Genomic DNA, 24,013 nt, shown 5'->3' with positions numbered 1-24,013 from the left:
GACAAAGTGCTCTGACCCCGAATTGCGCCCGAATTGTGCCAGGGTCATTGCCAAAATTCGGGCTCTGACCCCGGTTTGATGCGTGTCAGGGAAGGGTAATGGTCACGTTGGCGGAGCGGGGCGGCAGTTTGACCAGGTCGTTGTAGCCGGCCAGCGCGCGGTCGGTCTCGTGGGCGAGGGCGGTGCGAAAACCCAGGTAGCCGCCCAGCGCCGTCAGCGCGAACACGGCGCTCAATACCCACAGCGACAGGTCGCTGCCGAGCGTGTGGACGATCTGGTCGGGCCGTTCGGCGTGCGGGGCGAAGCCGCGGCTCTTGCCGCGCATGCGCGCGATCTCGTCGCCCAGGCGCGCGGTCAGGTAGTTCAGCTTGTCCTTGCCGTCCAGGGCAAAGCGGCCCTGGAAGCCGAGCAGCAGGCACATGTGGAACACCTCGAGCGCCTGCAGGTGCACGCTGCCCTTGGCGCGCAGGTCTTCCAGGCGCTGGAAGAAGTGCTCGCCGGCGAGCTGGTCGCCGAACAGGCGCAGTTGCAGCGGCCGGGTTTCCCAGGCGTCGCGGATGTCGTAGTCGGAGCGCAGGATGATCTCGTCGACCGCCGCGCAGAACGCGTACTTGGCCGCGGTGACGTCTTCCGCCGGGATGCCGAGCGCCTTGGCGTTGCGGTCGACGTCGCCCAGGAACGTGGTCATGTGGTCGGCGAATGCGGTCTTGTCCTGCGGCCCGCTGCCGCCCTTGAGCAGGAACAGCGCGTAGAAACCCTCGGTCATGAGGTCGACCAGGGACTGGGGCGCGGCGCCGGCGGCGTTGCGCGGAGTGGGCGCGGCGCGCCGTTCGACATGTGGGCTCATGCTGCGATCGCGATCAGTTCGAGTTTGAGGTCGCGCAGGCCGTTCGGCACGTAGATCGAGATCGCCTGCGCCTTGAGCATGCTGTCGTACAGCACGCCGCGGTTTTCCAGCACGAAGTAATAGGTGTCCGGGCGCACCGGCAGCGCCGCCGGCAGCTGCGGCGCGTGCACCAGCTTCACGCCCGGCATGGCCGACAGCACCAGCTTGTCGACGTCTTCCGGGGCGCCGATCTTGAAGCGCAGCGGTACGATATCCACCAGCTGCAGCGCCGCCATGTCGGCCGACACGCCCAGGTACAGCGCGGTGTGGTGGTTGATCTTGCCCGAGTCGAGCATGCCCAGGTGATACGACGGACGCTCGTTCGACAGCGCGATCGAAAAATATTTCGAGGAGATCACGGTGTCGAGCAGTTCGCGCAGGATGCCGTCCAGGCGCGCGAACGCGGGGCCGGGATCCTGGTGCGCATAGGCCGGCAAGTCTTCCAGCTTGACGCTGCGCGAAAAGGTCATCAGGCCGCCCGCCAGCACCAGCAATTCCTGGAACAGCCGTTCCGGATGCAGTTCGCGGTGCGCCAGGTAATGGGCCAGCGCCGCATACCCGGCGCTGGCGGTGTGCAGCAGCCAGAACGAAGAGACGTCGCCGCCGCGCAGTTCGACCACGTTCTTGCTCGGCTCGCGGTAATGGCCGTACAGCGCGTGCACCTTGGCCAGCAGCTTTTCCATCAGGCGCGCCAGTTGCGCGTGCAGGCCGGGTGCGCCTTCGATCGACAGGCTGGGCGGGATGAAGTCGTGGTCTATCTCGAAGCCGCCGGTGGCCACGCGCCGCAGCCGCAGCAATGGAAAACTGTCGTAGAAATCCAGCGCTTCGCTTTCCAGCACCAGGCGCAGGCTCTTGGTCAGATACGCCACCGGGGCCGGCGCTGCATCGGTGAACAGGTCCTGGGTATCGTGCTCGCGCTGGCCGAAACGCGCGTCCGGCCGGGCTTCGCCGCGCGCGGCGCAGTTCTCGCCGTGCACCTTGAGCGAGGGCAGGGCGGCGTGGAAGCTGATGTCCTGCATCGCCGACGGCAGCTCGCCCAGGCGCACCTGGGGCGGCAGCATGTCGTGGTCGGGCGCGCGATAGACTTCGCCGTCGGGGAAGATCAACGACAGCTCGATGATGCGCAGCACGTCGGCCTTGAGGGCGTCGGCGTCGATGGTCAGTTTGCGTACGCCCCAGCAGTAAGGGTGCAGCGCGCCGGCGGTTTCGTTCAGGCGCGCTTCATGGTAGCGGTCCTGCTGCTGGAAATGCTGGGGACGCAGGAACAATCCCTCGCCCCACAAGACCTTCGACGCTGTCGTCACGCTTGCCTCCTTGTGCTGGTACGGGTTGGTTGCGGCATATCGTTAGTTGCTACCAATCCCTAGCTTGCTGGAAACTCTCGGCACGTCATTGACAGCGCACAAGCGCCAGGGACGTGGACCCGGCTTTGGCCACAGCGCCGGCGGCCGGCGCGCCCGCCCCGGCGCTCATCGCGCAGGCGTGCAGGCCGAGCGTCACGCCGGCCTGTTCGGCATCGGCGGCGGCAAACGCCAGGCGCCAGCCGTCGCGCGCAGGCGAATGGAACAGGGCGACGACGCCGATGTAGGAAGCGTCGCGCGCCAGCTTTTCGTTGAGGTCGAGACGCTGGCCGGGCACCAGCGTAAATTCCTTGACCTCGACCAGGTCGGCGCCCAGCGCCTCGCGCTCGGCCTGCGGCGACAGAAAGGCGGCATACGGCGCCTGCTCGAACGCGGCGCGCTGGCGCAGCTTATAGACGCGCACCAGCAGCGCCAGCGATTGCCCGCGCGGATCGAGGTTGAGACGCTTGGCCGCATGCAGGTGCAGGGCAACGTTGCGCGGCGGCTGCAGGGCTTCCGGCAGCGCCGGCGGTGACGGCTTGCGCAGGCCGGTCGCTTCCAGCGCGGCGCCGGCCAGCCCGTTGCCGCCGCCGGCGCAGCCGCCGACCAGCGCCAGGCAGGGCAGCGCAAGCAACAGCGGCACGAACGGACATGAGGTGGTAATGCGCGGCATCGTGGACCTCCATGGAATCGACAGACAGGCGGGCTGAACGGTGGCGGCCATCGGTTCCGATGGCGGCATGAGCATCCCTGCAACGTGCGCAATTTTCCCGGCAACAGCGCCACTAAAAATTGATTGCACGCAATTCTTTGCGGAAACTGTTCACGAATAATTGGCGCTTGCATCCAACCTGGGAGAGCCCAATGACATTCCACCGCTTCGTGTCCTGCTTATCGTCCCGCTTGTTATCCCGTTCGACTCCCGTACTCTGCGCAGCCCTGCTCGCGGCCTGCGCCGGCAACCCGCCCGCGGCCCCCGCAGCCAGGAAGGGCGCGCCGACCATCGCTGCCGCCATGGCCGAAGTCGACGCCGCCGTCCTGGCCGGCCAGAACGACAAGGCCTATGCGATCCTGAAGCAGGCCGGCAGCACCTTCCCGACCGACAAGACGCCCTGGGTGCGCATGGCCCAGATGCGTTTCGACAGCACCAACTACGGCGACGCCATTGCCAACGCGCTGGAAGCGCTGGAGCGCGACCCGGACGACACGCTGGCCAACAGCATCGTCGCCGTCAGCGGCCTGCGCGTGACCAGCAAGGCGCTGACCGACCTGAGCAAGAAGAACAACCTGACCGGCAACGTGCGCACCGAGGCGCAGGACCTGGCCAAGCTACTGCGCACCAGCCTCAACGAAGAAATCCTGGTGCCAGGCGGCGCGCGCGGCGCGGCCGGACGCGCCAAGGACGTGCCGAAGAAAGTCGTCGCCAATCCCGCCGCCCCGGCCGCGCCGCGTGCGGGTTCGAGCGATCCGTTCGGCGCGCTCAAGTGAGCCCGCATCATCACCATCCCCGGAGACCCCATGGCCAAGAATGAAAGCGTGCAGAAACGCCTGCAGAAAGTGCGCGCGCCGCGCGTACAGATGACCTACGACGTCGAGATCGGCGACGCCATCGAGAACAAGGAACTGCCCTTCGTGGTCGGCGTGCTGGGCGACTTCGGCAGCGATCCGGATGCGGCCAAGAAGCGCCTCAAGGACCGCAATTTCGTGAATGTCGACGCCGACAACTTCGACGAGGTGCTGGGCGGCGTCGCCCCGGTGGCATCGTTCCGCGTGCCGAACCACCTGTCAAGCGAAGGCGGCGAATTCGCGGTGCAGCTGCAGTTCCGCGAGATGGCCGACTTCCGTCCCGAAGCGGTGGTGCAGCAGGTGGCGCCCTTGAAGGGCTTGCTGGACGCGCGCAGCAAGCTGGCCGACCTGCGCAACAAGCTGGCCGGCAACGACCGCCTGGAAGACATGCTGAGCGAGGTCCTGAACAATACCGAAAAGCTGGGCAGCCTGCGCAAGGCCGGCGGCGCCAAGGAGGAATGACCGATGGCCGCCATTCTCGACAACATCAATGCAGCGCCGGCGCCGGCCCGGGCGCTGGAACTCGATACCGGCCTGCTCGACCAGATCGTCGAGCAGAGCCGGGTGGCGAAATCGACCAGCGAGCATGCGCGTGCGCGCGACATCATCTCCGAACTGGTGACGCAGGTGATGGAAGGGACCATGGTGGTCTCCACCAACCTGTCGGCCACCATCGATGCGCGCCTGGCGGAACTGGACCGCATGATTTCGGCGCAGCTGTCGGCTGTGATGCACGCGCCCGAATTCCAGAAGCTGGAACGCAGCTGGACCGGCCTGCACTACCTGGTCAAGAACAGCACCACCAGCAGCGGCCTGCAGATCCGCATGCTCAACGCCACCAAGCGCGAGCTGGTCAAGGACTTCCAGTCGGCCATGGAATTCGACCAGAGCACCCTGTTCAAGAAGGTGTACGAAGAAGAATTCGGCAGCTTCGGCGGCGCCCCGTACGGCACCCTGATCGGCGACTTCGAGGTCTCGCGCCAGCCCGAGGACATCTACTTCCTGGAACAGATGTCGCACGTGGCCGCGGCCAGCCACGCGCCCTTCATCACCTCGGCTGCGCCGGAACTGTTCGGTGTCGAAAGCTTCGGCGAGCTGGGTCGCCCGCGCGACCTGGCCAAGGTGTTCGACACGGTCGAATACGCCAAGTGGAAGGCGTTCCGCGAATCGGAAGATGCGCGCTACGTCGGCCTGACCCTGCCGCGCTTCCTGGGCCGCCTGCCGTACAACCCGGTGGACGGCACCGCCACCGAAGGCTTCAACTTCGTCGAGGACGTCGACGGCAGCGACCACCACAAGTACCTGTGGTGCAACGCCGCCTATTCCTTCGCCGCCAAGCTGACCAAGGCGTTCGAGGATTACGGCTGGTGCGCGGCGATCCGCGGCGTCGAGGGCGGCGGCCTGGTCGAGAACCTGCCGACCCACACCTTCAAGACCGACGAGGGCGAGGTCGCGCTGAAATGCCCGACCGAGGTGGCCATCACCGACCGCCGCGAAAAAGAACTGTCGGACCTCGGCTTCATCTCGCTGGTGCACTGCAAGAACACGGCCTACGCCGCCTTCTTCGGCGCGCAGTCGGCGCAAAAGGCGCGCAAGTATGCCAACGAGGCGGCCAACGCCAATGCGCTGCTGTCGTCGCAGCTGCAATACATCTTCGCGGTCTCGCGCATCGCCCACTACATGAAGGCCATGATGCGCGACAAGATCGGCAGCTTCGCGGCCGCCTCCAACGTCGAGGATTACCTGAACCGCTGGCTGACCCAGTACGTCCTGCTGGACGACAACGCCAGCCAGGAACAGAAGGCCCAGTTCCCGCTGCGCGAAGCCAGCGTGCAGGTGGCCGAGGTGCCGGGCCGGCCGGGCGTGTACCGCGCGGTGTCGTTCCTGCGCCCGCACTTCCAGCTCGACGAACTGTCCGTTTCGCTCCGACTGGTCGCGGAGTTGCCGCAGTCGACCAAATCCTGATTTTTCCCACCGCTTTTCAACCTTTTACTCTGGAGTAAAACATGGCAATTGACGTCTACCTGCAAATCGACGGCATCAAGGGCGAGTCGGCCGACGACAAGCACAAGGACTGGATCGAATGCAAGTCGGTCAACTGGGGCGTGCTGCAGCCGAAATCGGCGACTGCCTCGACCGGCGGCGGCCATACCGCCGAACGCTGCGAACACGAAGAGATCGCGATTTCCAAGCTGGCCGACCTGTCCTCGCCGGTGCTGCTGCAGACCTGCTCGTCCGGCAAGACCATCCCGAAGGCGAAATTCGAATTCATGCGTGCCGACGGCCAGGGCGAACGCGTGAAGTACTTCGAGATCGAGCTGGAAAACGTGCTGGTCAGCTCGATCAAGCCGGCCGTCAAGGAAGGCGACTTCATGCACGAGGCGGTCGGCCTGAAGTTTTCGAAGGTCAAGTGGAAGTACACCCAGCAAAAGATCGGCGGCGGCGCCGGCGGCAACACGTCCGGCGGCTGGGACCTGGCCACCAACAAGATCGCCTGACGCTCGCGTCATCACACGGGCGCGCCTTCCACGGCGCGCCTTTTCACGACCTCCGAGCTGCGATGAACCAGACCAACGGCCACCATGGGCCGCACCATCCGAACGGCGCCACGCCCGGGCTGCTGGAACGCCTGATCGGCGCAGGGCAGGGCGCCGGGCCGGCGACACCCGCTCCGCGCCTCGGGCTCGAACAATTCAAGGATTGCGTGGCGCGCGACCTGGAAGCCTTGCTGAATACCCGCGCCGGCTTTCCCGCCGGGCAGCTGGACGCCTATCCCGAGGCGCGCGCCTCGATCCTCAACTACGGCCTGGTCGACTTCGCCGGCTTCTGCCTGTCCAGCAGCGAAGACCGAGCCGCCATCTGCGCCAGCCTGAAGGATGCGATCGAGCGCCACGAGCCGCGCCTGAAGAACGTCAGCGCTTCGCTGGAGCAGGAACACGGCAGCGTCAACCGCCTGCACTTCGTGATCAACGCCTCGCTGCAGGCGGCGGGCGGCGCCGAGCCGGTCAATTTCAACGCCGTGCTGCAGCCATCCTCGCTGCACTACGCGATCAGCAAGGCCGGGCGCGTTTTCCGGCCCTGAAGCTTTCCCGCGATTCCGACCGCCGCCGCGTCCACACCGCGTGCGCCGGCAACCCCTATCAAGGACCCGACGATGGACATCAACCTGAAGACCCTGATCGGCAAGCTGAACGACACCAGCCGCGTTGCCGCGACCCGCGCGGCCGGCATCTGCGTCGGCCTCGGCCAGTACGAAGTCGACATCGAACACCTGTTCCTGGCGTTGCTGGAGCAGCCCGGCAGCGACCTGGTGGTGGTGGCGCGCCAGGCCGGCATCAGCCTCACCGCCCTGGAAACCGACCTGCGCAAGGAAGTCGAGCGCCTGCCCGCCGGCAGCACGCGCACGCCGGTGTTCTCGCGCCACCTGCCGCTGCTGTTCGAACACGCCTGGCTGATCGCCTCGCTGGGCGCCGCCCTGCACGCCGAGGCGCAGCAGATCCGCAGCGGCCACCTGCTGCTGGCGCTGCTGACCGAACCGGGCCTGGCCCAGCTGGCGCAGCGCGCCTCGCGCCGCTTCGCCGAATTCCCGCTGGACCGCCTGAAGCACGAATTCGACAAGCTCACGCGCGGCTCCCAGGAAGCGCCGGCCGCGATTCCCGCGGATGCGCGGACGGAAGCCGGCAACAACGCCTGCGTCGACCCGGTCGGCGAACTGGAGGCCACCTCGCCCGGCAAGACGCCCGCGCTCGACCAGTACACGACGTGCCTCACCGCGCGCGCGCGCGACGGCAAGGTCGACCCGGTGATCGGGCGCGACGCCGAGATCCGCCAGGTGATCGACATCCTGATGCGGCGCCGCCAGAACAACCCGATCCTGACCGGCGAGGCCGGCGTCGGCAAGACCGCCGTGGTCGAAGGGCTGGCGCTGCGCATCGCCCAGGGCGACGTGCCGGACGTGCTGCGCGGCGTCGAGATCCACACGCTCGACATGGGCCTGCTGCAGGCCGGCGCCAGCGTCAAGGGCGAGTTCGAGAACCGCCTGAAGAACGTGATCGAGGAAGTCGGCAAGAGCCTGCACCCGATCATCCTGTTCATCGACGAAGCCCACACGATGATCGGCGCCGGCGGCCAGGCCGGCCAGAACGACGCCGCCAATTTGTTGAAACCGGCGCTGGCGCGAGGCGAACTGCGCACCGTCGCCGCCACCACCTGGGGCGAATACAAGAAGTACTTCGAAAAGGATGCGGCGCTGGCGCGGCGCTTCCAGGTCGTCAAGGTGGAAGAACCGGACGAAGACACCGCCTGCGCCATGCTGCGCGCGATGGCGCCGCTGATGGAAAAGCACTTCGGCGTGCGTATCTACGACGAGGCGATCGTCGAGGCGGTGCGCCTGTCGCACCGCTACATCAGCGGGCGCCAGCTGCCCGACAAGGCGATCAGCGTGCTCGACACCGCCTGCGCCAAGGTGGCGCTGGGCCAGAAGGCGACGCCGGCCGCGCTCGAGGATTGCGCGCGCCGGGTGGAGCGCCTCGACGCCCGCATCCAGGCGCTGGTGCGCGAGGAAAGCGCCGGCGCCGACCACGGCGCCGCGCTGGATGCCCTGCGCGGCGAACGCGCCGCCGCATTGCAGGAACGGGATCGCCTGGGCGAGCGCTGGGAGCGCGAGCAGGCCTTGTCGGGCGAAATCCACGCCGCCCGCGCGCGCCTCGAAGCCGGTGCGGACAAGGCGGCCGGCGCCGCGCTGCAGGGACTGGTGCGGCAGCTGCACGAAGCGCAGGGCGAGGCGCCGCTGGTGCCGGTGCAGGTCGACGGCCAGACGGTGGCCGGCATCGTCGCGGCCTGGACCGGCATCCCGCTCGGGCGCATGGTCAAGGACGAAATCCGTACGGTGATGAATCTCAAGGCGCTGCTGGACGAGCGCATCCTCGGCCAGGGCCATGCCAGCGCCATCGTCGCCCAGCGCGTGCGCACGGCGCGCGCCAGCCTGGAAGACCCGAACAAGCCGAAGGGCGTGTTCCTGTTCGTCGGCACCTCGGGCGTCGGCAAGACGGAAACCGCGCTGGCGCTGGCCGACCTGCTGTACGGCGGCGAGAAGAAGCTGGTCACCATCAACATGAGCGAATACCAGGAAGCGCACAGCGTGTCCGGCCTGAAGGGTTCGCCGCCGGGTTATGTCGGCTATGGCGAGGGCGGCGTGCTGACCGAGGCGGTGCGGCGCAATCCGTACAGCGTGGTGCTGCTGGACGAAGTCGAAAAGGCGCATGCCGACGTGCTCGAGCTGTTCTTCCAAGTATTCGACAAGGGCGTGCTGGACGACGCCGAAGGACGCCAGATCGACTTCCGCAATACCATCATCATCCTGACCTCGAACGCGGCCTCCGGCCAGATCATGCAGGCCTGCCTGAACAAGCCGGCCAGCGAACGTCCTACGCCGGATCAGCTTGCCGACATGATCCGGCCCACCCTGATGAAGCACTTCAAGCCGGCCTTCCTCGGGCGCCTGGGCGTGGTGCCGTTCTATCCGATCGACGACGAGGTGCTGGGCAACATCATCCGCCTGAAACTCGACCAGATCAAACGCCGCATCGCCGTCAACCACGACGCCGCCTTCCACTACGACGACGCGCTGGTGGCGGCGATCCTGGCGCGCTGCACCGAAGTCGATTCGGGCGCGCGCAACGTCGACACGATCCTCAACGGTACGCTGCTGCCGGAGATCGCCGATGCGGTGCTGGCGCGCATGGCCGAGGGCGGCGCGATCGGCAAGGTGAAAGTGAGCGCGACCAAGGCCGGCCGCATCAAGTATGTGATCGAACCCGGGGCCGACGCGACAGTGCAAGCGGCCGGCACGTCCCTGCGCACGCCGGCGCCCAAGCGCACCGCGCCGCCGAAACCGGCGGCCGAGGATGCGGCGCCGCTGGCCGCAGAACCGGCCTGAGGAGAACGGCATGCTGAACATCGACAAGCTGCTGGCGCCGGTCGGCGCCGACCGGCCCTGCGGCGAAGACCTGGCGTTTTCCAGCGAGATCGACGCCATCGCGCGCGCCCGCCAGGCCGACGATCCGTCGCTGCAGCAGGGCGCCTGGGTCACGGAACTGAAGGAAGCCGATTGGAAGTTCGTCGCCAAGCAGTGCGCCCAGCTGATCGAGGTGCGCAGCAAGGACCTGCAGCTGGCGGTCTGGCTGGCCGAGGCCGCGGCCAAGACCGCCGGCCTGCGCGGGCTGGGCGAAGGCCTGGACCTGGTGGCGGCGCTGTGCGAGCAGTACTGGGACGGCCTGTATCCGCTGCCGGACGAAGGCGGTTTCGAGCAGCGCATCGGCATCCTGGCCTGGGTGGCGGGACGGATCGGACCGTGGCTGCGCGAGATCCCGCTGGTCGAGGGCGCCGACGCACACGCGCTGCGCGACGTCGAGGCGGCGCGCACGCGCGGTCCCGAGCACCTCGCCCGGCTGGAAGCGGCGCGCCAGCGCACGCCGCGCGGCGTCCATGAAGCGACCGTGCGCGATGGCGGATACTGCCTGGAAGCCATCGAACGGCTGGAACGCAGCGCCGATGCGCGCCTCGGCGCCGACGGTCCGAGCTTCAGCGCGGCCAGGTCGGTGCTGGAGAGCGTGCTGATGCTGGTGCAGCCGCTGGCCGGGAATGCACCGGGCGCGGCTGCCGCACAGGACAGGCAGGCCGGTGCGGCGGCCGCGGCGGCGCAGGGCAACCCGGCGCCAGGTGTGCCCGCAGTGGAGCAGGGCGCAGGCAGGACCGCGGCGCCCGGCGGCCCGCCGCAGGACCGGATGCAGGCGCTGGCCCAGCTGCGCGGCGTGGCCGAGTTCTTCCGCCGCACCGAGCCGCACAGCCCGGTGGCCTACCTCGCGGAAAAGGCGGCGCACTGGGGCGAGCAGCCCTTGCACGTGTGGCTGCGCTCGGTGATCAAGGACGACGCCTCGTTCGCGCACATCGAGGAAATGCTGGGGGTGCATCCGCCACCCGCGGCTTGACCGAGGGCGGCGCAGCACTTGCATATGAAAACCGCCGGCTGATCGCCGGCGGCATGCATTTGGAAGATGGCGGTGCAGCGCGGCCCAGCGGGCATTCGCGGCGCCGCCATCGCAAGCACGATTTACTGCGCCGGCGACGCGCCCGCTGCGGCACCCGGCTGCTGCGTCGCCTGGCCCGGCGCGGCCTGTACCTGGGCCGTGGCGCGCGCAACCTGTTCCTCGACGCGGCGCATGGCGTCGCGCGTCGATTGGGTCACCTGCTCGTAGCCCTTGAAAGCATTGTCGATCGCGGCCTTGATGATCTCGACCGCGTTTTCCTGGCCCGGCTTGACGTTCTGGGTGACGTCGTAGATCAGCGCCGACAGCGTGTTCTTGGCCTCGACCAGGTGGGTATCGGCGGCCTGCTGGAAATCCTTCTGGATGTCGCCGATGATCTGGCGCAGCTGTTCGCCGTAGGCGGTGGCTTGCGAGACGCCCGGCTGGATCTGCGACGAGACGGCATCGATGGCGGCCTTCGGATCGGCGGCCTGGGTCGCCTGGCGGCCGGCAGCCAGCGTGCTCTCCATCGAACTCTTGGCGGTCGCCATGTTCAGCGCCACGACCTGCTCGACGCCCTGCACGGCCTTGCTGGCCAGGGCGTTGAAGGTCTGCATCTGCAGGTCGAACAGTGTCTTGGTGGCGGATGCGAATTGCTCGGGATTGGTGAACATCGGTATCTCCTCGGTTGGTTTGCTACGGCAAGTACCACATGGCCCTGCGACTGCTTGTCGTTATCAGATTTTTACCGGACATGTGCATTATTTAGCAGACATGCGCTTTTCGCAATGGGCGTCACGGTAAGGCCCGCTCGATTTTTCCCAGCCGGGACCGAGCGGCGTCTGCGAGCAGACCAGGCTGCCGTCGGCCAGGCTGCGCCACTGGAACCAGGGGGCGGGCGCGGCGTCCGCCAGCAAGGGAATGGCCAGGGCCACGGCAACCAACCAACGCGGTGTCGTCTTCATCATCCGACGAGCTTAACCGCCTGGCGCCGCAAGTCAAGCACCTGCACCGGACCTTGCCATCGTGGTAAGGTGCAGGCTGCCGGCACACGAATGCACGAGCGGGAGGACACATGGACACGGCAAGCGGTGCGGATGGGCACCTGAACATCGGCGCGGCCGCGGCGGCATCCGGCGTGACGGCCAAGATGATCCGCCATTACGAAGCGATCGGCCTGTTGCCGGCGGCGCGCCGCAGCGAGGCCGGCTACCGGCTGTACGCCGGCCAGGACGTGCGCGTGCTGCAGTTCATCCACCGCGCCCGCGAACTCGGATTTTCTCTGGAGCGCATCGCCGAGCTGCTGGCATTGTGGCAGGACCAGGGCCGCGCCAGCGCCGACGTGCGCAGCCTGGCGCGCCGGCACATCGTGGAACTGGAGCGCAAGATCGCCGAACTGCAAGCCATGAAGCGCACGCTGGCGGCGCTGGCGGATTCCTGCCACGGCGACCAGCGTCCCGACTGTCCGATACTGGACGACCTGGCGGCCGGCTGACGGCGCCGGGCACGACGAGCATAGAACGATTACCGGAGACTTCATGCAGAAACCGCCTGGCGCCATCCGCTTCACCCGCAAACGCGTGCTGCTCGGCCTGTCGCTGGCGACCCTGGCCGGCGCCGGCGCGCTGTGGATGCTCGGTTCGATGCTGACGGCGGTCGCGCCGCGCACCGTCACGCTGCCGCCGGACCTCGGCGCGCAAGCAGTGACGCTGCCGGCCGGAGCGGGCCAGACGGCGGTCGGTTCCTTCATTCCCGGACGCGGCAGGGGCGCCGTGCTGCTGCTGCACGGAAACCACAGCGACCGTAACCAGATGGTCGGGCGCGCCCGCTTCCTGCATGCGCAGGGCTATGCGGTGCTGCTGATCGACCTGCCGGGCCAGGGCGCGAGCACGGCGGCGGCGGTCACCTTCGGTGTCAACGAGGCGCACGGCGTGCGCGCGGCGCTCGATTATCTGCGCGGACGGGCGCCGGGCCAGCGCATCGGCGTGATCGGGGTGTCGCTCGGTGCCGCTTCGCTGGTGCTGTGCCGCGATTGTCCGCCGGTGGACGCGGCGGTGCTGGAATCGCTGTACCCGACCATCGAGGAAGCGGTGCGGGACCGCCTGCGCACCTACCTCGGCGCGCTGGGCGTGCCGGTGGCCATCCCGCTGTTGTGGCAACTGCCGCTGCGCCTGGGTATCCGGCCGGCGCAACTGCGGCCGATCGAGCGCATTGCCGCGCTGGGGGCGCCGGTACTGATCGCCTCTGGCAGCGCCGATACCTACACCCTGCTATCCGAGACGGAGCGCCTGTATGGGGCGGCGGCGGCGCCCAAGGCCTTGTGGGTGGTGGAGGGCGCGGGACACGAGGACCTGCACGCGTTCGCGCCGACGGAATACGAACGCCGCATCGGCGCGTTCCTGGATCGATATGTCGGCGCCGCCGGCGGGGAGGGCGGCGCCGTCGCGGTCGATGCGGCTACGGAAGCCGCCGCCACGCTTTGAGAGGCAAACGCAAAACGCCGCAATCCTTTTGCAAAGATTGCGGCGTTTTGCGCCGGTATTCCGGTGATCGATCGGATCGATCGGGTAGCCTTTGGTGCCCACGGAGGGACTCGAACCCCCACACCTCGCGGCACATGGACCTGAACCATGCGCGTCTACCAATTCCGCCACGTGGGCACTGCAACTACAAATTTACTACCAACTACCTTGGTGCCCACGGAGGGACTCGAACCCCCACACCTCGCGGCACATGGACCTGAACCATGCGCGTCTACCAATTCCGCCACGTGGGCACTGCAACTACAAATTTACTGCCAACTACCTTGGTGCCCACGGAGGGACTCGAACCCCCACACCTCGCGGCACATGGACCTGAACCATGCGCGTCTACCAATTCCGCCACGTGGGCACTGCAACTACAAAATTTACTGCCAACTACCTTGGTGCCCACGGAGGGACTCGAACCCCCACACCTCGCGGCACATGGACCTGAACCATGCGCGTCTACCAATTCCGCCACGTGGGCACTGCACTTTCTTTTTGCTGCTGCTCGACGTTGCCGTCGAATTCCGCTACGATATCAGGCTTTCTCGTTTTGCGCCAGACCAACTTTCATTTGCCCGGGCAGGAAATCCTTATCGCCGCATCTTCGTTTCAGGCTGTGCCGTTTTCGAAGAGAGCGAGAGTATAGCGGATGATCGGAAAATGTCAAAGGTCCAATGCGAGGCGTCCGCCGCTCGTCGCATCGTGCAGGCGCCACCGCAAACCGGAGAGGCCCGGACCGGCCGTCCGCAGCACGCTTCACCGGCTATGTTAGGTGAATCTTCCGGTCTCCGTTACACTACGCGTGAAAGCGTGTCAATCCAACCCTTGGCGCCGATCGTCGGCCCATCCATGGCTCAACAAGATTAAGAAACCGATTTGAAGCACCCAACTCATACCATTCCAAGCCGCGAGGAAATTCTCGGCGTTTTCCGCCAGGAGAACCGGCCGCTCGACAGCGCCGCCCTGGTCCGTACACTGCAGGTCGACCCGGAAGCCGAAGGTGTCTTGTCGCGCCGCTTGAATGCGATGGAGCGCGACGGCCAGATCCGCGCCAACCCGGCCGGCGAATACCAGCTGACCGACCATTCCAGCTTCGTCTCCGGCCGCATCAGCGCGCACCGCGACGGCTTCGGCTTCGTCATCCCGGAAGAGGGCGGCGACGACCTGTTCCTGTCCGACAAGGAGATGCAGAAGGTCCTGCACGGCGACCGCGTGCTGGCGCGCGTGGTCGGCACCGACCGCCGCGGCCGTCCCGAAGGCTCGATCGTCGAGGTGGTCCAGCGCGCCAACACCCACATCATCGGCCGCCTGCTGAACGAGAACGGCGCCTGGGTGGTCGCGCCCGAAGACAAGCGCATCGGCCAGGACATCGTGGTGGAAGGCCATCCGGGCAAGGCCAAGGCCGGCCAGGTGGTCAGCATCGAACTGGTCGAGCAGCCGTCGCGCTTCCGCCAGCCGACCGGCCGCATCGTCGAGATCCTCGGCGAGCTGGACGACCCCGGCATGGAGATCGAGATCGCGGTGCGCAAGTTCGGCGTGCCGCACGTGTTCTCGGCGCTGGCGCTGAAGCAGGCCGCCAAGCTGCCGTCCGAAGTGCGTGGGGGCGACCTGGGCGAGCGCGTCGATTTGCGCGACGTGCCGCTGGTGACCATCGACGGCGAGGACGCGCGCGACTTCGACGACGCCGTGTACTGCGAACCGGTCGACGTCGGCAATGCCAGGGCCTATCGCCTGCTGGTGGCGATCGCCGACGTCAGCCACTACGTGCGCCCGGGCGACGGCCTCGACGGCGACGCCATCGAGCGCTCGACCTCGGTGTATTTCCCGCGCCGCGTGATCCCGATGCTGCCGGAAAAACTGTCGAACGGCCTGTGCTCGCTGAACCCGGCGGTGGACCGCCTGACGCTGGTGTGCGACATGGTCGTCAGCGGCGCCGGCGAAGTGCAGGCCTACCAGTTCTACCCGGCCGTGATGCACTCGGCGGCGCGCATGACCTACAACGAGGTCGCCGCCATCCTGGCCAACACCAACGGACCGGAAGCCGAGCGCCGCCCGCACATCGTGCCGCACCTGCTCGACCTGAACGCCGTATTCCGCGCGCTCCTCAAGGCACGCCAGAGCCGCGGCGCGATCGACTTCGAGACCACCGAGACCTACATCGTCTCGAACGCGATGGGCAAGATCGAAAAGATCATCCCGCGTACCCGCAACGATGCCCACCGCCTGATCGAGGAATGCATGCTGGCGGCCAACGTGTGCGCCGCCGACTTCCTGATCCGCCACGACCAGCCGAGCACCTTCCGCATCCACGCGGTGCCGACCGAGGAAAAGCTGAACCAGCTGCGCACCTTCCTCAAGCAGGCCGGCCTGAACCTGGGCGGCGGCACCACGCCGGCGGCGCGCGACTACGCCGACCTGATGCAGCGCATCAAGGAGCGCCCGGACGCGGCCCTGCTGCAGACCATGCTGCTGCGCTCGATGCAGCAGGCGGTCTACAGCCCGGACAATGTCGGCCACTTCGGCCTGGCCTACGAGCACTACGCCCACTTCACCAGCCCGATCCGCCGTTATCCGGACTTGCTGACCCACCGCGCCATCAAGGCGGTCCTGAAGGGCAAGAAGTACGAGCCGACCGGCATCGACCTGGGCAAGCTGAACACCACGGTGTCGAACGCCGCGCGCAAGCAGGCCGCCAAGGACCGCGCCGAGGGCAAGCAGAAGGACCCGAAAGATCTCACCATCTGGGACGCGCTCGGCGTGCACTGCTCGGCCAACGAGCGCCGCGCCGACGAAGCCTCGCGCGACGTCGAAAACTGGCTCAAGTGCTACTACATGCAGGACCGCCTGGGCGACGAGTTCACCGGCGTGATTTCCGGCGTGACCCCGTTCGGCATCTTCGTGCAGCTGGACGAGCTGTTCGTCGAAGGCCTGGTGCACGTCACCGGCCTCGGCACCGATTATTTCCAGTACGACGAGACCCGCCATGAACTGCGCGGCGAGCGCAGCGGCCAGGTGTACGGCCTGACCGGCCGCGTGACGGTGCAGGTGGCGCGCGTCGACCTCGAGGCGCGCAAGATCGACCTGGTGCTGGCCCAAGGCGCCAGCCAGGCCAAGGACGCCGTGCCGGCGCCGTTGGAACGTGCGCGTGCCGCCGCCCAGGAAGCGCTGGAGCCGAAGCCGCCGCGCCGCCGCAAGGCCAGGAACAAGGCGCGCCGCCAGGAACAGCAGGAGCAGGGCGGCCAACCCGGCAACCAGGCGGGCCGGGATGGCGCCTGGACGGCGGCCGGCGCCGATGCCGGCCGCGACGATGCGGCGCAGGTCGACGAGGCGAACGAGGTGGACGAGAACGAAGACGACATCGTCTTCGTGCCGCCGACGTCCTCGTCTTCGTCGTCGCGCCGCAAGCGCCGGAAGAACAAGAAGAAGGCGGCCAAGCTGGCGGCCCAGCAGCAGCAGCAGGAGCAGGCGCAGGAGCAGGCACAGCAGCCGGGCCAGGAAGCGGCGCAGGTTGCCGCGCCGGCACCGGCGCCGGTCCAGGCCGCCGCTGCAGTAGAGGCGCCGGCCGCAGCGGACGCGCGTCCATCGACCGCCGCTGCCGCCGAGCCGGTCGCCGGACAGGTGGCCGGATCGACCTTCCTGCCGGGCGCCACAGCGGGCGTGACGCCGGCGGCACAACCGGCGGCGCCGGTTGCCGCACCGGCCAAGGCCGCGTCCAGGCGCGCCGGCAAGAAGGCGGGCGTGACGCTGGCGCCGGCCCTCGGGGTCGAGTCGGTGCCGGTGGTGCAGGCGCAGGCGCAGGATGCAGCGCCGGCGCAGACGGATGCCGCTCCAGCACCGGCAGCAGCCCCCGCCCCGGCCACGGCGGTCCAGGCCAAGGCGCCGGCCAAGCGCGCCGCCGGGAAGGCTGCGCCGTCGCCGGCCGCCGGCGCGTTGCCGGATGCCGTGCAGGCGTCTGCGCCGAGCGCCGCAGCGGCGCCGGTCGCGGCTGCCGCGCCGGTGTCGGGCCAGGGCGCCGCGCCGGCACCCGAAGCGGTTGCCGCACCCACGGCGGCGCCTGCCGCCGCGGCCAAGGCTCCCGCCAAGCGCGCGCCCAGGAAGGCTGCGCCTGCTCCGGCAGAGGTCGCGGCCCCGACGCCGGTCGCAGCAACGCCCGGAGCGGCTGCTCCGGCCCCAGTTGCCGAAGCGGCCGTCCCGGCCCCCGCGGCACCGGTAAAAACGCCGGCCAAGCGTGCGCCGAAGAAATCCGCTGCCGCGTCCGCAGCACAGGCGCCGCTTGCGCAAGCGCCGGCTGCAGCGTCCGAGCCGGCTTCGGTGCCGGCGGCCGCCGCTGCGCAAAATGCCGCCGCGCCGGCATCCGCTCCCGTAACACAGGCGCAGGCGCCGGCCAGGAAGAGGACGTCGAAAAAGGCGTCCGCGGATGCCGTGGTCGAAACGGCGCCGGCCGCACAGGCGCCTGCCGTCGCGCCAGCGCAGCCCGACGCAACTGCGACTGCGCAGCCCGTGCCTGCCAAGGCGCCCGCCAAGCGCGCCGCCAGGAAGACGGCCGCTGCGGCGCCCGCCGCAGCCGCGCCGGCCGTGACGGACAGCCCGCTCGACGCGCCCGCCGAACCGGCAGCCAAGGCACCGGCCAAGGCGCCGGCGAAGGCGGCAGCCAGGAAGACCGTGAAACCGACCGCCGCCGGCAAGGCAGCGGCACCACAAGGCGGTGCGCAAGAGAGCGCCGCCGCAGCGGAGGAAGCGAAGCCGGCCCCGAGCCGGCCCGCCAAGGCCGCATCCAAAACCAGCAGGAAGAAGACGTAACGAATGAAAAACAAAATGATTTTTGGCTTCCACGCGGTGACCTCGCGCTTGCGTCACGAGGCGGCATCGGTGGAAGAGATCTTTGTCGACGCCGAGCGCCAGGACCGGCGCATGCAGGACCTGGTCGCCAACGCCAAGGCGGCCGGCGTGCGCGTCATGCCGGTCGAATCGGCGCGCCTCGACAAGATCGTCGGCACCCGCCGCCACCAGGGCGTGATCGCGTTCGCCAGCCAGTTGTCGCTGGCGCGCAACCTGGATGAGCTGCTGGACGCGGTGGAAGGTCCGCCGCTGCTGCTGATTCTGGACGGCATCACCGATCCGCACAACCTGGGCGCCTGCCTGCGCGTGGCCGACGGCGTCGGCGCGCACGCGGTGATCGCGCCGAAGGACCGTTCGGTCGGCCTGAACGCCACCGCCGCCAAGGTCGCCAGCGGCGCCGCCGAGACCGTGCCCTACATCACGGTCACCAACCTGGCGCGCACCATGCGCGAGCTGAAGGAGCGCGGCATCTGGCTGATCGGCACCACCGACGACGCCGACAAGGGCTTGTACGAAGGCGACTTCAGCGGCCCGACCGCGCTGGTGATGGGTTCGGAAGGCGAGGGCATGCGCCGCCTGACGCGCGAGACCTGCGACGTGCTGGTCGGCATTCCCATGTTCGGCTCGGTCGAGAGCCTGAACGTGTCGGTGGCGTCCGGCGTCTGCCTGTACGAGGCGCGCCGCCAGCGCCTGGCGCGCGAGCCGCAATAAGACTCGCCGCTCCACTCATCCGGTAAGTAGGCCGTCGTCCCCGCGCAGGCGGGGATCCATACTGAGCAAGAAAATTTGGTATCTCAGAAGCGCCGAAAATGCTTCAGCAATACCGACTTCGAATACTCAGCATGGGTCCCCGCCTTCGCGGGGACGACGGTTTTTAGGCCAGTAATATTATCTTGGACAGTGGTGCGCCTGCGCGGGGAGTCTTTTTTGGAAGTGCCAAAAAAGACGCATTGCGGACGCGAACGCCACTCCCTGTTTGCCATCTCCCAGATTGACCGGTTATAAGCATATACGCCAAGGATAGGCTACCATGCTGGCTGAATTGCCATTGTCACCACACAGACCCATCCTATGTTCTCCAAGCTGCGCGAAGATATCCGGAGCATCATCGAACGCGACCCGGCCGCCCGCAACGGTTGGGAAGTGCTGACCTGCTACCCCGGCCTGCACGCGGTCGTCATGCACCGCTGGGCGCACGCCTGCTGGCGCGCCGACTTCAAATGGCCGGGCCGCTTCATTTCCTACCTGGCGCGCATCGTCACCGGCATCGAGATCCATCCGGGCGCCAGCATCGGGCGGCGCGTGTTCATCGACCACGGCTTCGGCGTGGTGATCGGCGAGACCGCCGTGGTCGGCGACGACTGCACCATCTACCAGGGCGTCACGCTGGGCGGCACCACGCTGGTGGCCGGCGCCAAGCGCCATCCGACGCTGGAGCGCGGCGTCATCGTCGGCGCCGGCGCCCAGGTGCTGGGCGCGTTCACGGTGGGCGAATACGCCAAGGTCGGCTCCAACGCGGTGGTGGTCAAGCCGGTGCCGGCCGGCGCCACCGCGGTCGGCAACCCGGCCCACATCATCCGCAAGGAAGACCAGTCGCGCAGCGCGCGCATGTTCGCCGCCTACGGCGTCACGCCCAACGGCGACGATCCGCTGTCCAAGGCGCTGCGCAACCTGATCGCCCACGCCGCGGCCCAGGACGAGCAGATCGAGCGCCTGTGCGCGACCATGAAGGCGGCCGGCATCGCCTGTGCGAAGATGGACGAGAGTGATAAACTCGACCAGGACCGGCTGAACCGGCTGGTCGAGTAATCGCAATCGATCCAGCGCAACCAAGCGCAATAACCGAGGTACCGCATGCAAGACGACATCCCGGGCGCGTTCGACCCGGCATCCGACCTGGACCCCTACGAAATCCGCGTGCTGGGCGTGCTGGCCGAAAAGGAAGCGCTCACGCCCGACAATTACCCGCTGTCGCTGAACGCTGTCATGAACGGCTGCAACCAGCTGTCCAGCCGCGACCCGGTGCTGCAGCTGTCCGAGGACGTGGTGCACGACACCTTGCAGCGCCTGATGCAGCGCAAGCTCGTGGGCGGCATCTCGCAGGCCGGCGCGCGCGTGATCAAGTACGAGCACCGCATGCGCATCAAGTGGACGCTGGAGCAGGACAAGGTCGCCGTGCTGGCGATGCTGATGCTGCGCGGCCTGCAGACCGCCGGCGAAATCCGCACCCGCAGCGGGCGCGTGCACGAATTCAAGAGCGTGGCCGAGGTCGAGACCGCGCTGCAGTTCCTGGTCGACAAATACCCGCCGCTGGTGGCGCGCCTGGAGCGCGCCCCCGGCACCAAGGAGCCGCGCTACGGCCAGCTGCTGGGCGGGCCGATCGACGTCGCCCGCGCCGATGCGGCCGGCGGCGCGGCCGGCAGCGCGGGCGCGGCGGGCGGCTCGTCCGCTTCGAGGATCGCGCAGCTGGAGCAGGAAGTGGCTGCGCTGCGCGGCGAGGTCGACGAACTCAAGGCCCAGTTCGCGGCCTTCCGCCAGCAGTTCGAATAAACGGATCGTGGATCGCGACGGCGGCGCGTCCCGCGCCGCCGTGTGCCTCAACCCTCGTCGCGCCAGCGACGCAGGCGTACCGCGCCGAACAGCATGGCCGCGCCGAGCAGCACGCCGATCCAGGCGTCCGCGCCGGCGAGCGTCGCCCATGATTGTGCCATCACGTCGTTCATGTCGATGCCGCCGCCGTCCGGCCGCACCGCCACCGACAGGTTGCGGCCGTGGGTGAGCCAGATGCCGGGCACGGTGCCGCCGAGGATGCGCGCGGCCACGTCCTGGGCCAGCGGCATGATGCCCAGCGGCGTGCCGGAGAAGCGTTCCATCGTCGCGCTCATCCATTTCAGCACCAGCAGCGCGATCAGCGGCAGGCCCAGCGCCCACAGCAGCGGCTTGGAGCGCGCCCAGCTCGACACCAGCAGCAGCCAGCCGACGGTCGGCAGCGCCCATGCCACGTACACCGGCAGCAGCGCCACCAGGCGCAGCGGTCCCAGGTACAGTTCGGGCGAGGCCAGCACCGCACCAAGCATGTTGACCCCGTTCAGGCCGAAGCCGATGCAGGCCGCCAGCAGCAGCGCCAGCGAGGCCACGGTCGCCAGCGCGATCGTGATCAGCGGCGCCACCAGCGTCGCGGTGGCGGCCTTGGACAGGACCGTCATGCCGTCCGATACCGGCAGCGACTTCCAGAACAGGATGCTGCGGTCGGTGCGTTCGTTGTACAGCGCGCCCACGCAATAGAAGAACACCACGCCGCTCAGGATGCCGAACAGCGGCGTGCCGGCGCCCAGGTACATGCCGGTGGCGATGCGCGCCACCGTCAGCCTGGACGCGGTCGACAGCGCCGCCGCCAGCCCGCCCTGGGTGATGGTCTGGCCGTTGACGGTGACGTGCATCGGCATGCCGTGCGCCGCCAGCCCGTAGGCGACGGTGCCGCCGACCAGCACCACCAGCAGCGCGGCGACGATCAGCGGCGCCCACAGCATCGACCCCTTGTGTTCCCAGAATTCGCGCTGCAGCAGCCACTTCATGGTCACGGTGTTCATGCGTAGCTTCCTTTCATGGTGGCGACGAACAGGTCGGCCACGCTGGGGTTGCGGGTTTCGCCGAGGGCAGCCAGCTGCTGGCGCGAAGCGCCGCCCGGCGCGCCGGCGTCGAACAGCATCACCGACTTGCCGAACACGGTGCGGCGGTCGAGCGGCTGCAGCGCGTTGGCGGCGCTGATCTTGTCGTGCGAGACCATCACCTCGATGTAGCGCTCGCCGATCTCTTCCATCGACGCCGCCAGCACGATGCGGCCCTCGCGGATGAACATCAGGTCGGTCAGGATATGCTCGACTTCCTCGACCTGGTGGGTGGTGATGACGATGGTCTTGTGCTCGTCAAAATAATCTTCCAGCAGGTTCTGGTAGAACTGCTTGCGGTACAGGATATCCAGGCCCAGCGTGGGCTCGTCGAGGACCAGCAGCTTGGCGTCGATGGCCATCACCAGCGCCAGGTGCAGCTGCACGATCATGCCCTTCGACATTTCCTTGACCTTCATCGACGGCTGCAGCCTGGTGCCGGCCAGGTAGCGCTCGGCCTTGGCGCGGTCGAAGCGCGGGTGCACGCCGGCCACGAAGTCGACGGCATCCTTCACGCGCAGCCAGCGCGGCAGGATGGCGACGTCGGCGATGAAGCAGACGTCCTGCATCAGGTCGTCGCGCTGGGTGCGCGGATCGAAGCCCAGCACCGACAGTTCGCCCTCGAACGTGGTCAAGCCCAGCGCCGCCTTCAGCGTGGTGGTCTTGCCCGAACCGTTGGGACCGATCAGGCCGACGATGCGCCCGGCCGGGATGGTGAAGTCGATGCCGTCGACGGCGACGCGCTTGCCGTAGCGCTTGCGCAAGCCGCGCGCGCTGAGGACGGCGCTCATGCGGCACCGCCTTGCGTTTCCTCACGCGCCGCCGCATCGCTGTCGCGCAGCAGCCGGCCGGTGTCCAGGCCCAGGCGGCGGATACGCTCGAGCATCGCCGGCCATTCTTCCCGCAGGAAGCGTTCGCGTTCGCTGGCCAGCAGTTTCTCGCTGGCGCCTTGTAGCACGTACATACCGATCCCCCTTCGTTTTTCCACTAAGTTGTCGTCGACCAGTTCCTGGTAAGCCTTGGAGACCGTGATCGGGTTGAGCTGGTACTCGGCCGCGATCTGGCGCACCGAGGGCAGGGCGTCGCCGGCCTTGAGCGCACCGTCGAGCATCATGCCGATCACCTTGTCCTTGAGCTGCCGATAGATCGGCGTGTTGTCATTCCAGCCGCTGCTCATGCCCGGCCTCGTCGATCGTCGGTGCCGCGTAGTACATCATGCGTGCCTCCATGGTGGTGATGTAATGATTTGGTGTTGTAGTTAACTATAACACCAATTGCGTGATTGTCTACCCGGCTTTGGCCGGGATCGACCTATCCTTTTGGAGAGGGAAGGCGGGGCAGGGTCAGAGCGCGGCGCCGTCCAGCGCGTGGCGGGTGATGCGGCCGTTCGCATCGATCGCGATCCAGCCGCCACGCGCCGGCTCGGCGTCCAGTTCCCAGTCGGGCAGCACGTAGCGGCGGCGTCCGGTCGCCGCATCCAGGTGCAGGGCGGGGCGGTGCGTATGGCCGTGGATGATCACGTCGGCGCCGGCGTTGTCGTGCAGCGCGGCGATGGCGTCCGGGGTGACGTCCATCGTCTCGACCGACTTTTCCGTGTGCGCCGCGCGGCTGCCTTCGCGCAGGCCGGCGATGATCGCCTTGCGCTGCGCCAGCGGCATGGCCAGGAACTGGCGCTGCCAGGCCGGATCGCGCACCTGGGCGCGGAAGGCCATGTAGCGTTCGTCGCCGGTGCATTGGGCGTCGCCGTGCGCCAGCAGCACGCGTTGCCCTTTGATGACGGCCACGTGCGGATCCGGCAACAGGGTCAGGCCGGCCGCCTCGGCGAAGCCGGGGCCGACCAGGAAGTCGCGGTTGCCGGCCATCCAGTAGACGGCCACGCCGCGCTCGCCCAGCGTGCGCAGGGCGGCGGCGATGCGCCGGTGCAGGGGTGTATCGAGGTCGTCGTCGCCGGCCCAGTATTCGAAGACGTCGCCGAGCAGGTACAGCGCCTCGGCATGGACTGCGCGTTCGGCCAGGAAGCGGAAAAAGGCCTCGGCCGTGCGCGGATGCGATTCCTGCAGGTGCAGGTCGGAAATGAAGAATGCGAGCGTGCGCGCGGGACTGGTCATGGGATGGAATGCGGTGGACTGCCCACGTGCTGGAAGAGGGCTTGCCACGGTTA

21 protein-coding genes, 4 tRNA genes and 1 pseudogene are annotated in these 24,013 nt (G+C 68.0%); 13 read left to right on the top strand and 13 right to left on the bottom strand.

Annotated features, from left to right (window positions below; translation table 11 throughout):
- Positions 1-85: 85 nt before the first annotated feature.
- The 3 genes from icmH to tssJ all read right to left on the bottom strand — a co-directional run bounded on the left by icmH (position 86) and on the right by tssJ (position 2,899).
- Complete coding sequence (gene icmH, locus HH212_RS25020; protein WP_170204941.1) at positions 86-847, bottom strand: type IVB secretion system protein IcmH/DotU; 762 nt, start codon at positions 845-847, stop codon at positions 86-88.
- Complete coding sequence (gene tssK, locus HH212_RS25015; protein WP_170204940.1) at positions 844-2,190, bottom strand: type VI secretion system baseplate subunit TssK; 1,347 nt, start codon at positions 2,188-2,190, stop codon at positions 844-846. The genes icmH and tssK overlap by 4 nt, the downstream gene beginning before the upstream one ends.
- An 85-nt stretch (positions 2,191-2,275) precedes the next feature.
- Positions 2,276-2,899 carry a type VI secretion system lipoprotein TssJ gene (gene tssJ / locus HH212_RS25010; protein WP_170204939.1) on the bottom strand — a complete coding sequence of 208 codons (624 nt, stop codon included), beginning with the start codon at positions 2,897-2,899 and terminating at the stop codon, positions 2,276-2,278.
- A gap of 341 nt (positions 2,900-3,240) precedes the next feature.
- Here tssJ and HH212_RS25005 point away from each other — a divergent pair, with 341 nt between their 5' ends.
- The 7 genes from HH212_RS25005 to tssA all read left to right on the top strand — a co-directional run bounded on the left by HH212_RS25005 (position 3,241) and on the right by tssA (position 10,781).
- The gene (locus tag HH212_RS25005) at positions 3,241-3,714 is read left to right on the top strand and encodes a tetratricopeptide repeat protein (RefSeq protein ID WP_229217454.1); all 474 of its coding nucleotides are present in this window, start codon (positions 3,241-3,243) and stop codon (positions 3,712-3,714) included.
- A 30-nt stretch (positions 3,715-3,744) separates the two neighbouring features.
- A complete protein-coding gene (tssB, locus tag HH212_RS25000) occupies positions 3,745-4,254 on the top strand; it encodes a type VI secretion system contractile sheath small subunit (RefSeq protein ID WP_170204937.1) in 510 nt (169 codons plus the stop codon).
- 3 nt (positions 4,255-4,257) lie between these two features.
- Positions 4,258-5,757 carry a type VI secretion system contractile sheath large subunit gene (tssC, locus tag HH212_RS24995; RefSeq protein WP_229217453.1) on the top strand — a complete coding sequence of 500 codons (1,500 nt, stop codon included), beginning with the start codon at positions 4,258-4,260 and terminating at the stop codon, positions 5,755-5,757.
- 41 nt (positions 5,758-5,798) lie between these two features.
- Positions 5,799-6,290: an Hcp family type VI secretion system effector gene (locus HH212_RS24990; RefSeq protein ID WP_170204936.1), complete on the top strand. Its 492-nt coding sequence runs from the start codon at positions 5,799-5,801 to the stop codon at positions 6,288-6,290.
- 62 nt (positions 6,291-6,352) lie between these two features.
- Entirely contained in the window at positions 6,353-6,874 is a 522-nt protein-coding gene (tssE, locus tag HH212_RS24985; RefSeq protein ID WP_170204935.1) for a type VI secretion system baseplate subunit TssE, read from the top strand.
- Between the two features lie 72 nt (positions 6,875-6,946).
- Positions 6,947-9,730 (top strand): type VI secretion system ATPase TssH, encoded by a 2,784-nt coding sequence (gene tssH / locus HH212_RS24980; protein WP_170204934.1) that lies wholly within the window; start codon positions 6,947-6,949, stop codon positions 9,728-9,730.
- A 10-nt stretch (positions 9,731-9,740) separates the two neighbouring features.
- On the top strand, positions 9,741-10,781 hold the full coding sequence (tssA, locus tag HH212_RS24975) for a type VI secretion system protein TssA (RefSeq protein ID WP_170204933.1): 1,041 nt from the start codon (positions 9,741-9,743) through the stop codon (positions 10,779-10,781).
- 122 nt (positions 10,782-10,903) lie between these two features.
- Here tssA and HH212_RS24970 read toward each other — a convergent pair whose 3' ends face one another.
- Together HH212_RS24970 and HH212_RS24965 are read right to left on the bottom strand one after the other, a co-directional pair.
- On the bottom strand, positions 10,904-11,491 hold the full coding sequence (locus HH212_RS24970) for a phasin family protein (protein ID WP_170204932.1): 588 nt from the start codon (positions 11,489-11,491) through the stop codon (positions 10,904-10,906).
- Positions 11,492-11,578: 87 nt separating this feature from the next.
- Complete coding sequence (locus tag HH212_RS24965; protein ID WP_308633229.1) at positions 11,579-11,785, bottom strand: hypothetical protein; 207 nt, start codon at positions 11,783-11,785, stop codon at positions 11,579-11,581.
- A 107-nt stretch (positions 11,786-11,892) separates the two neighbouring features.
- Here HH212_RS24965 and cueR point away from each other — a divergent pair, with 107 nt between their 5' ends.
- Together cueR and HH212_RS24955 are read left to right on the top strand one after the other, a co-directional pair.
- Positions 11,893-12,312: a Cu(I)-responsive transcriptional regulator gene (cueR, locus tag HH212_RS24960; RefSeq protein WP_211172417.1), complete on the top strand. Its 420-nt coding sequence runs from the start codon at positions 11,893-11,895 to the stop codon at positions 12,310-12,312.
- A 43-nt stretch (positions 12,313-12,355) separates the two neighbouring features.
- Positions 12,356-13,300 carry an alpha/beta hydrolase gene (locus HH212_RS24955; RefSeq protein WP_170204931.1) on the top strand — a complete coding sequence of 315 codons (945 nt, stop codon included), beginning with the start codon at positions 12,356-12,358 and terminating at the stop codon, positions 13,298-13,300.
- Positions 13,301-13,392: 92 nt separating this feature from the next.
- On the opposite strand, the gene HH212_RS24950 is transcribed toward HH212_RS24955, so the two are convergent.
- From HH212_RS24950 to HH212_RS24935, 4 genes are all read right to left on the bottom strand, one after another.
- Positions 13,393-13,477 (bottom strand) — tRNA-Leu (locus HH212_RS24950).
- A 31-nt stretch (positions 13,478-13,508) separates the two neighbouring features.
- Positions 13,509-13,593: transfer RNA gene (locus tag HH212_RS24945), tRNA-Leu, on the bottom strand.
- Between the two features lie 31 nt (positions 13,594-13,624).
- A tRNA-Leu gene (locus tag HH212_RS24940) sits at positions 13,625-13,709 on the bottom strand.
- A 32-nt stretch (positions 13,710-13,741) separates the two neighbouring features.
- A tRNA-Leu gene (locus HH212_RS24935) sits at positions 13,742-13,826 on the bottom strand.
- A gap of 395 nt (positions 13,827-14,221) precedes the next feature.
- On the opposite strand from HH212_RS24935, the pseudogene rnr reads away from it, so the two are divergent.
- The 4 genes and pseudogenes from rnr to HH212_RS24915 form a co-directional block, all read left to right on the top strand.
- A pseudogene (rnr, locus tag HH212_RS27875) lies at positions 14,222-16,436 on the top strand (ribonuclease R); the annotation flags it as partial.
- Between the two features lie 1,712 nt (positions 16,437-18,148).
- A complete protein-coding gene (gene rlmB, locus HH212_RS24925; RefSeq protein ID WP_170204930.1) occupies positions 18,149-18,895 on the top strand; it encodes a 23S rRNA (guanosine(2251)-2'-O)-methyltransferase RlmB in 747 nt (248 codons plus the stop codon).
- 360 nt (positions 18,896-19,255) lie between these two features.
- On the top strand, positions 19,256-19,993 hold the full coding sequence (gene cysE / locus HH212_RS24920; RefSeq protein WP_170204929.1) for a serine O-acetyltransferase: 738 nt from the start codon (positions 19,256-19,258) through the stop codon (positions 19,991-19,993).
- Positions 19,994-20,038: 45 nt separating this feature from the next.
- The gene (locus HH212_RS24915; RefSeq protein ID WP_170204928.1) at positions 20,039-20,734 is read left to right on the top strand and encodes a YceH family protein; all 696 of its coding nucleotides are present in this window, start codon (positions 20,039-20,041) and stop codon (positions 20,732-20,734) included.
- A 47-nt stretch (positions 20,735-20,781) separates the two neighbouring features.
- On the opposite strand, the gene HH212_RS24910 is transcribed toward HH212_RS24915, so the two are convergent.
- From HH212_RS24910 to HH212_RS24895, 4 genes are all read right to left on the bottom strand, one after another.
- Positions 20,782-21,774: a hypothetical protein gene (locus HH212_RS24910; RefSeq protein ID WP_170204927.1), complete on the bottom strand. Its 993-nt coding sequence runs from the start codon at positions 21,772-21,774 to the stop codon at positions 20,782-20,784.
- Positions 21,771-22,643, bottom strand: coding sequence for an ABC transporter ATP-binding protein (locus HH212_RS24905; RefSeq protein ID WP_170204926.1), 873 nt, complete (start codon positions 22,641-22,643; stop codon positions 21,771-21,773). The genes HH212_RS24910 and HH212_RS24905 overlap by 4 nt, the downstream gene beginning before the upstream one ends.
- Positions 22,640-23,029 carry a GntR family transcriptional regulator gene (locus HH212_RS24900; protein ID WP_170204925.1) on the bottom strand — a complete coding sequence of 130 codons (390 nt, stop codon included), beginning with the start codon at positions 23,027-23,029 and terminating at the stop codon, positions 22,640-22,642. Before HH212_RS24900 ends, HH212_RS24905 begins: the two co-directional genes overlap by 4 nt.
- 166 nt (positions 23,030-23,195) lie before the next feature.
- On the bottom strand, positions 23,196-23,960 hold the full coding sequence (locus tag HH212_RS24895; protein ID WP_170204924.1) for a UDP-2,3-diacylglucosamine diphosphatase: 765 nt from the start codon (positions 23,958-23,960) through the stop codon (positions 23,196-23,198).
- Positions 23,961-24,013 lie beyond the last annotated feature (53 nt).

This window comes from Massilia forsythiae (genome assembly GCF_012849555.1).
GTDB classification, from domain to species: domain Bacteria; phylum Pseudomonadota; class Gammaproteobacteria; order Burkholderiales; family Burkholderiaceae_D; genus Telluria; species Telluria forsythiae.
This window is presented reverse-complemented; position numbering and strand designations above follow the sequence as displayed.

Bases quoted from the DNA above. Each gene is read 5' to 3' on its own strand.
- cueR (WP_211172417.1), top strand. From the start codon at position 11,893: ATGGACACGGCAAGCGGTGCGGATGGGCACCTGAACATCGGCGCGGCC.
- tssB (WP_170204937.1), top strand. From the start codon at position 3,745: ATGGCCAAGAATGAAAGCGTGCAGAAACGCCTGCAGAAAGTGCGCGCG.
- HH212_RS24895 (WP_170204924.1), bottom strand. From the start codon at position 23,960: ATGACCAGTCCCGCGCGCACGCTCGCATTCTTCATTTCCGACCTGCAC.
- HH212_RS24990 (WP_170204936.1), top strand. From the start codon at position 5,799: ATGGCAATTGACGTCTACCTGCAAATCGACGGCATCAAGGGCGAGTCG.
- tssJ (WP_170204939.1), bottom strand. From the start codon at position 2,899: ATGCCGCGCATTACCACCTCATGTCCGTTCGTGCCGCTGTTGCTTGCG.
- rlmB (WP_170204930.1), top strand. From the start codon at position 18,149: ATGAAAAACAAAATGATTTTTGGCTTCCACGCGGTGACCTCGCGCTTG.
- HH212_RS24915 (WP_170204928.1), top strand. From the start codon at position 20,039: ATGCAAGACGACATCCCGGGCGCGTTCGACCCGGCATCCGACCTGGAC.
- HH212_RS24900 (WP_170204925.1), bottom strand. From the start codon at position 23,029: ATGAGCAGCGGCTGGAATGACAACACGCCGATCTATCGGCAGCTCAAG.
- tssE (WP_170204935.1), top strand. From the start codon at position 6,353: ATGAACCAGACCAACGGCCACCATGGGCCGCACCATCCGAACGGCGCC.
- HH212_RS24910 (WP_170204927.1), bottom strand. From the start codon at position 21,774: ATGAACACCGTGACCATGAAGTGGCTGCTGCAGCGCGAATTCTGGGAA.
- tssA (WP_170204933.1), top strand. From the start codon at position 9,741: ATGCTGAACATCGACAAGCTGCTGGCGCCGGTCGGCGCCGACCGGCCC.
- icmH (WP_170204941.1), bottom strand. From the start codon at position 847: ATGAGCCCACATGTCGAACGGCGCGCCGCGCCCACTCCGCGCAACGCC.
- HH212_RS24905 (WP_170204926.1), bottom strand. From the start codon at position 22,643: ATGAGCGCCGTCCTCAGCGCGCGCGGCTTGCGCAAGCGCTACGGCAAG.
- HH212_RS24955 (WP_170204931.1), top strand. From the start codon at position 12,356: ATGCAGAAACCGCCTGGCGCCATCCGCTTCACCCGCAAACGCGTGCTG.
- tssC (WP_229217453.1), top strand. From the start codon at position 4,258: ATGGCCGCCATTCTCGACAACATCAATGCAGCGCCGGCGCCGGCCCGG.
- HH212_RS24965 (WP_308633229.1), bottom strand. From the start codon at position 11,785: ATGATGAAGACGACACCGCGTTGGTTGGTTGCCGTGGCCCTGGCCATT.
- tssH (WP_170204934.1), top strand. From the start codon at position 6,947: ATGGACATCAACCTGAAGACCCTGATCGGCAAGCTGAACGACACCAGC.
- HH212_RS24970 (WP_170204932.1), bottom strand. From the start codon at position 11,491: ATGTTCACCAATCCCGAGCAATTCGCATCCGCCACCAAGACACTGTTC.
- cysE (WP_170204929.1), top strand. From the start codon at position 19,256: ATGTTCTCCAAGCTGCGCGAAGATATCCGGAGCATCATCGAACGCGAC.
- HH212_RS25005 (WP_229217454.1), top strand. From the start codon at position 3,241: ATGGCCGAAGTCGACGCCGCCGTCCTGGCCGGCCAGAACGACAAGGCC.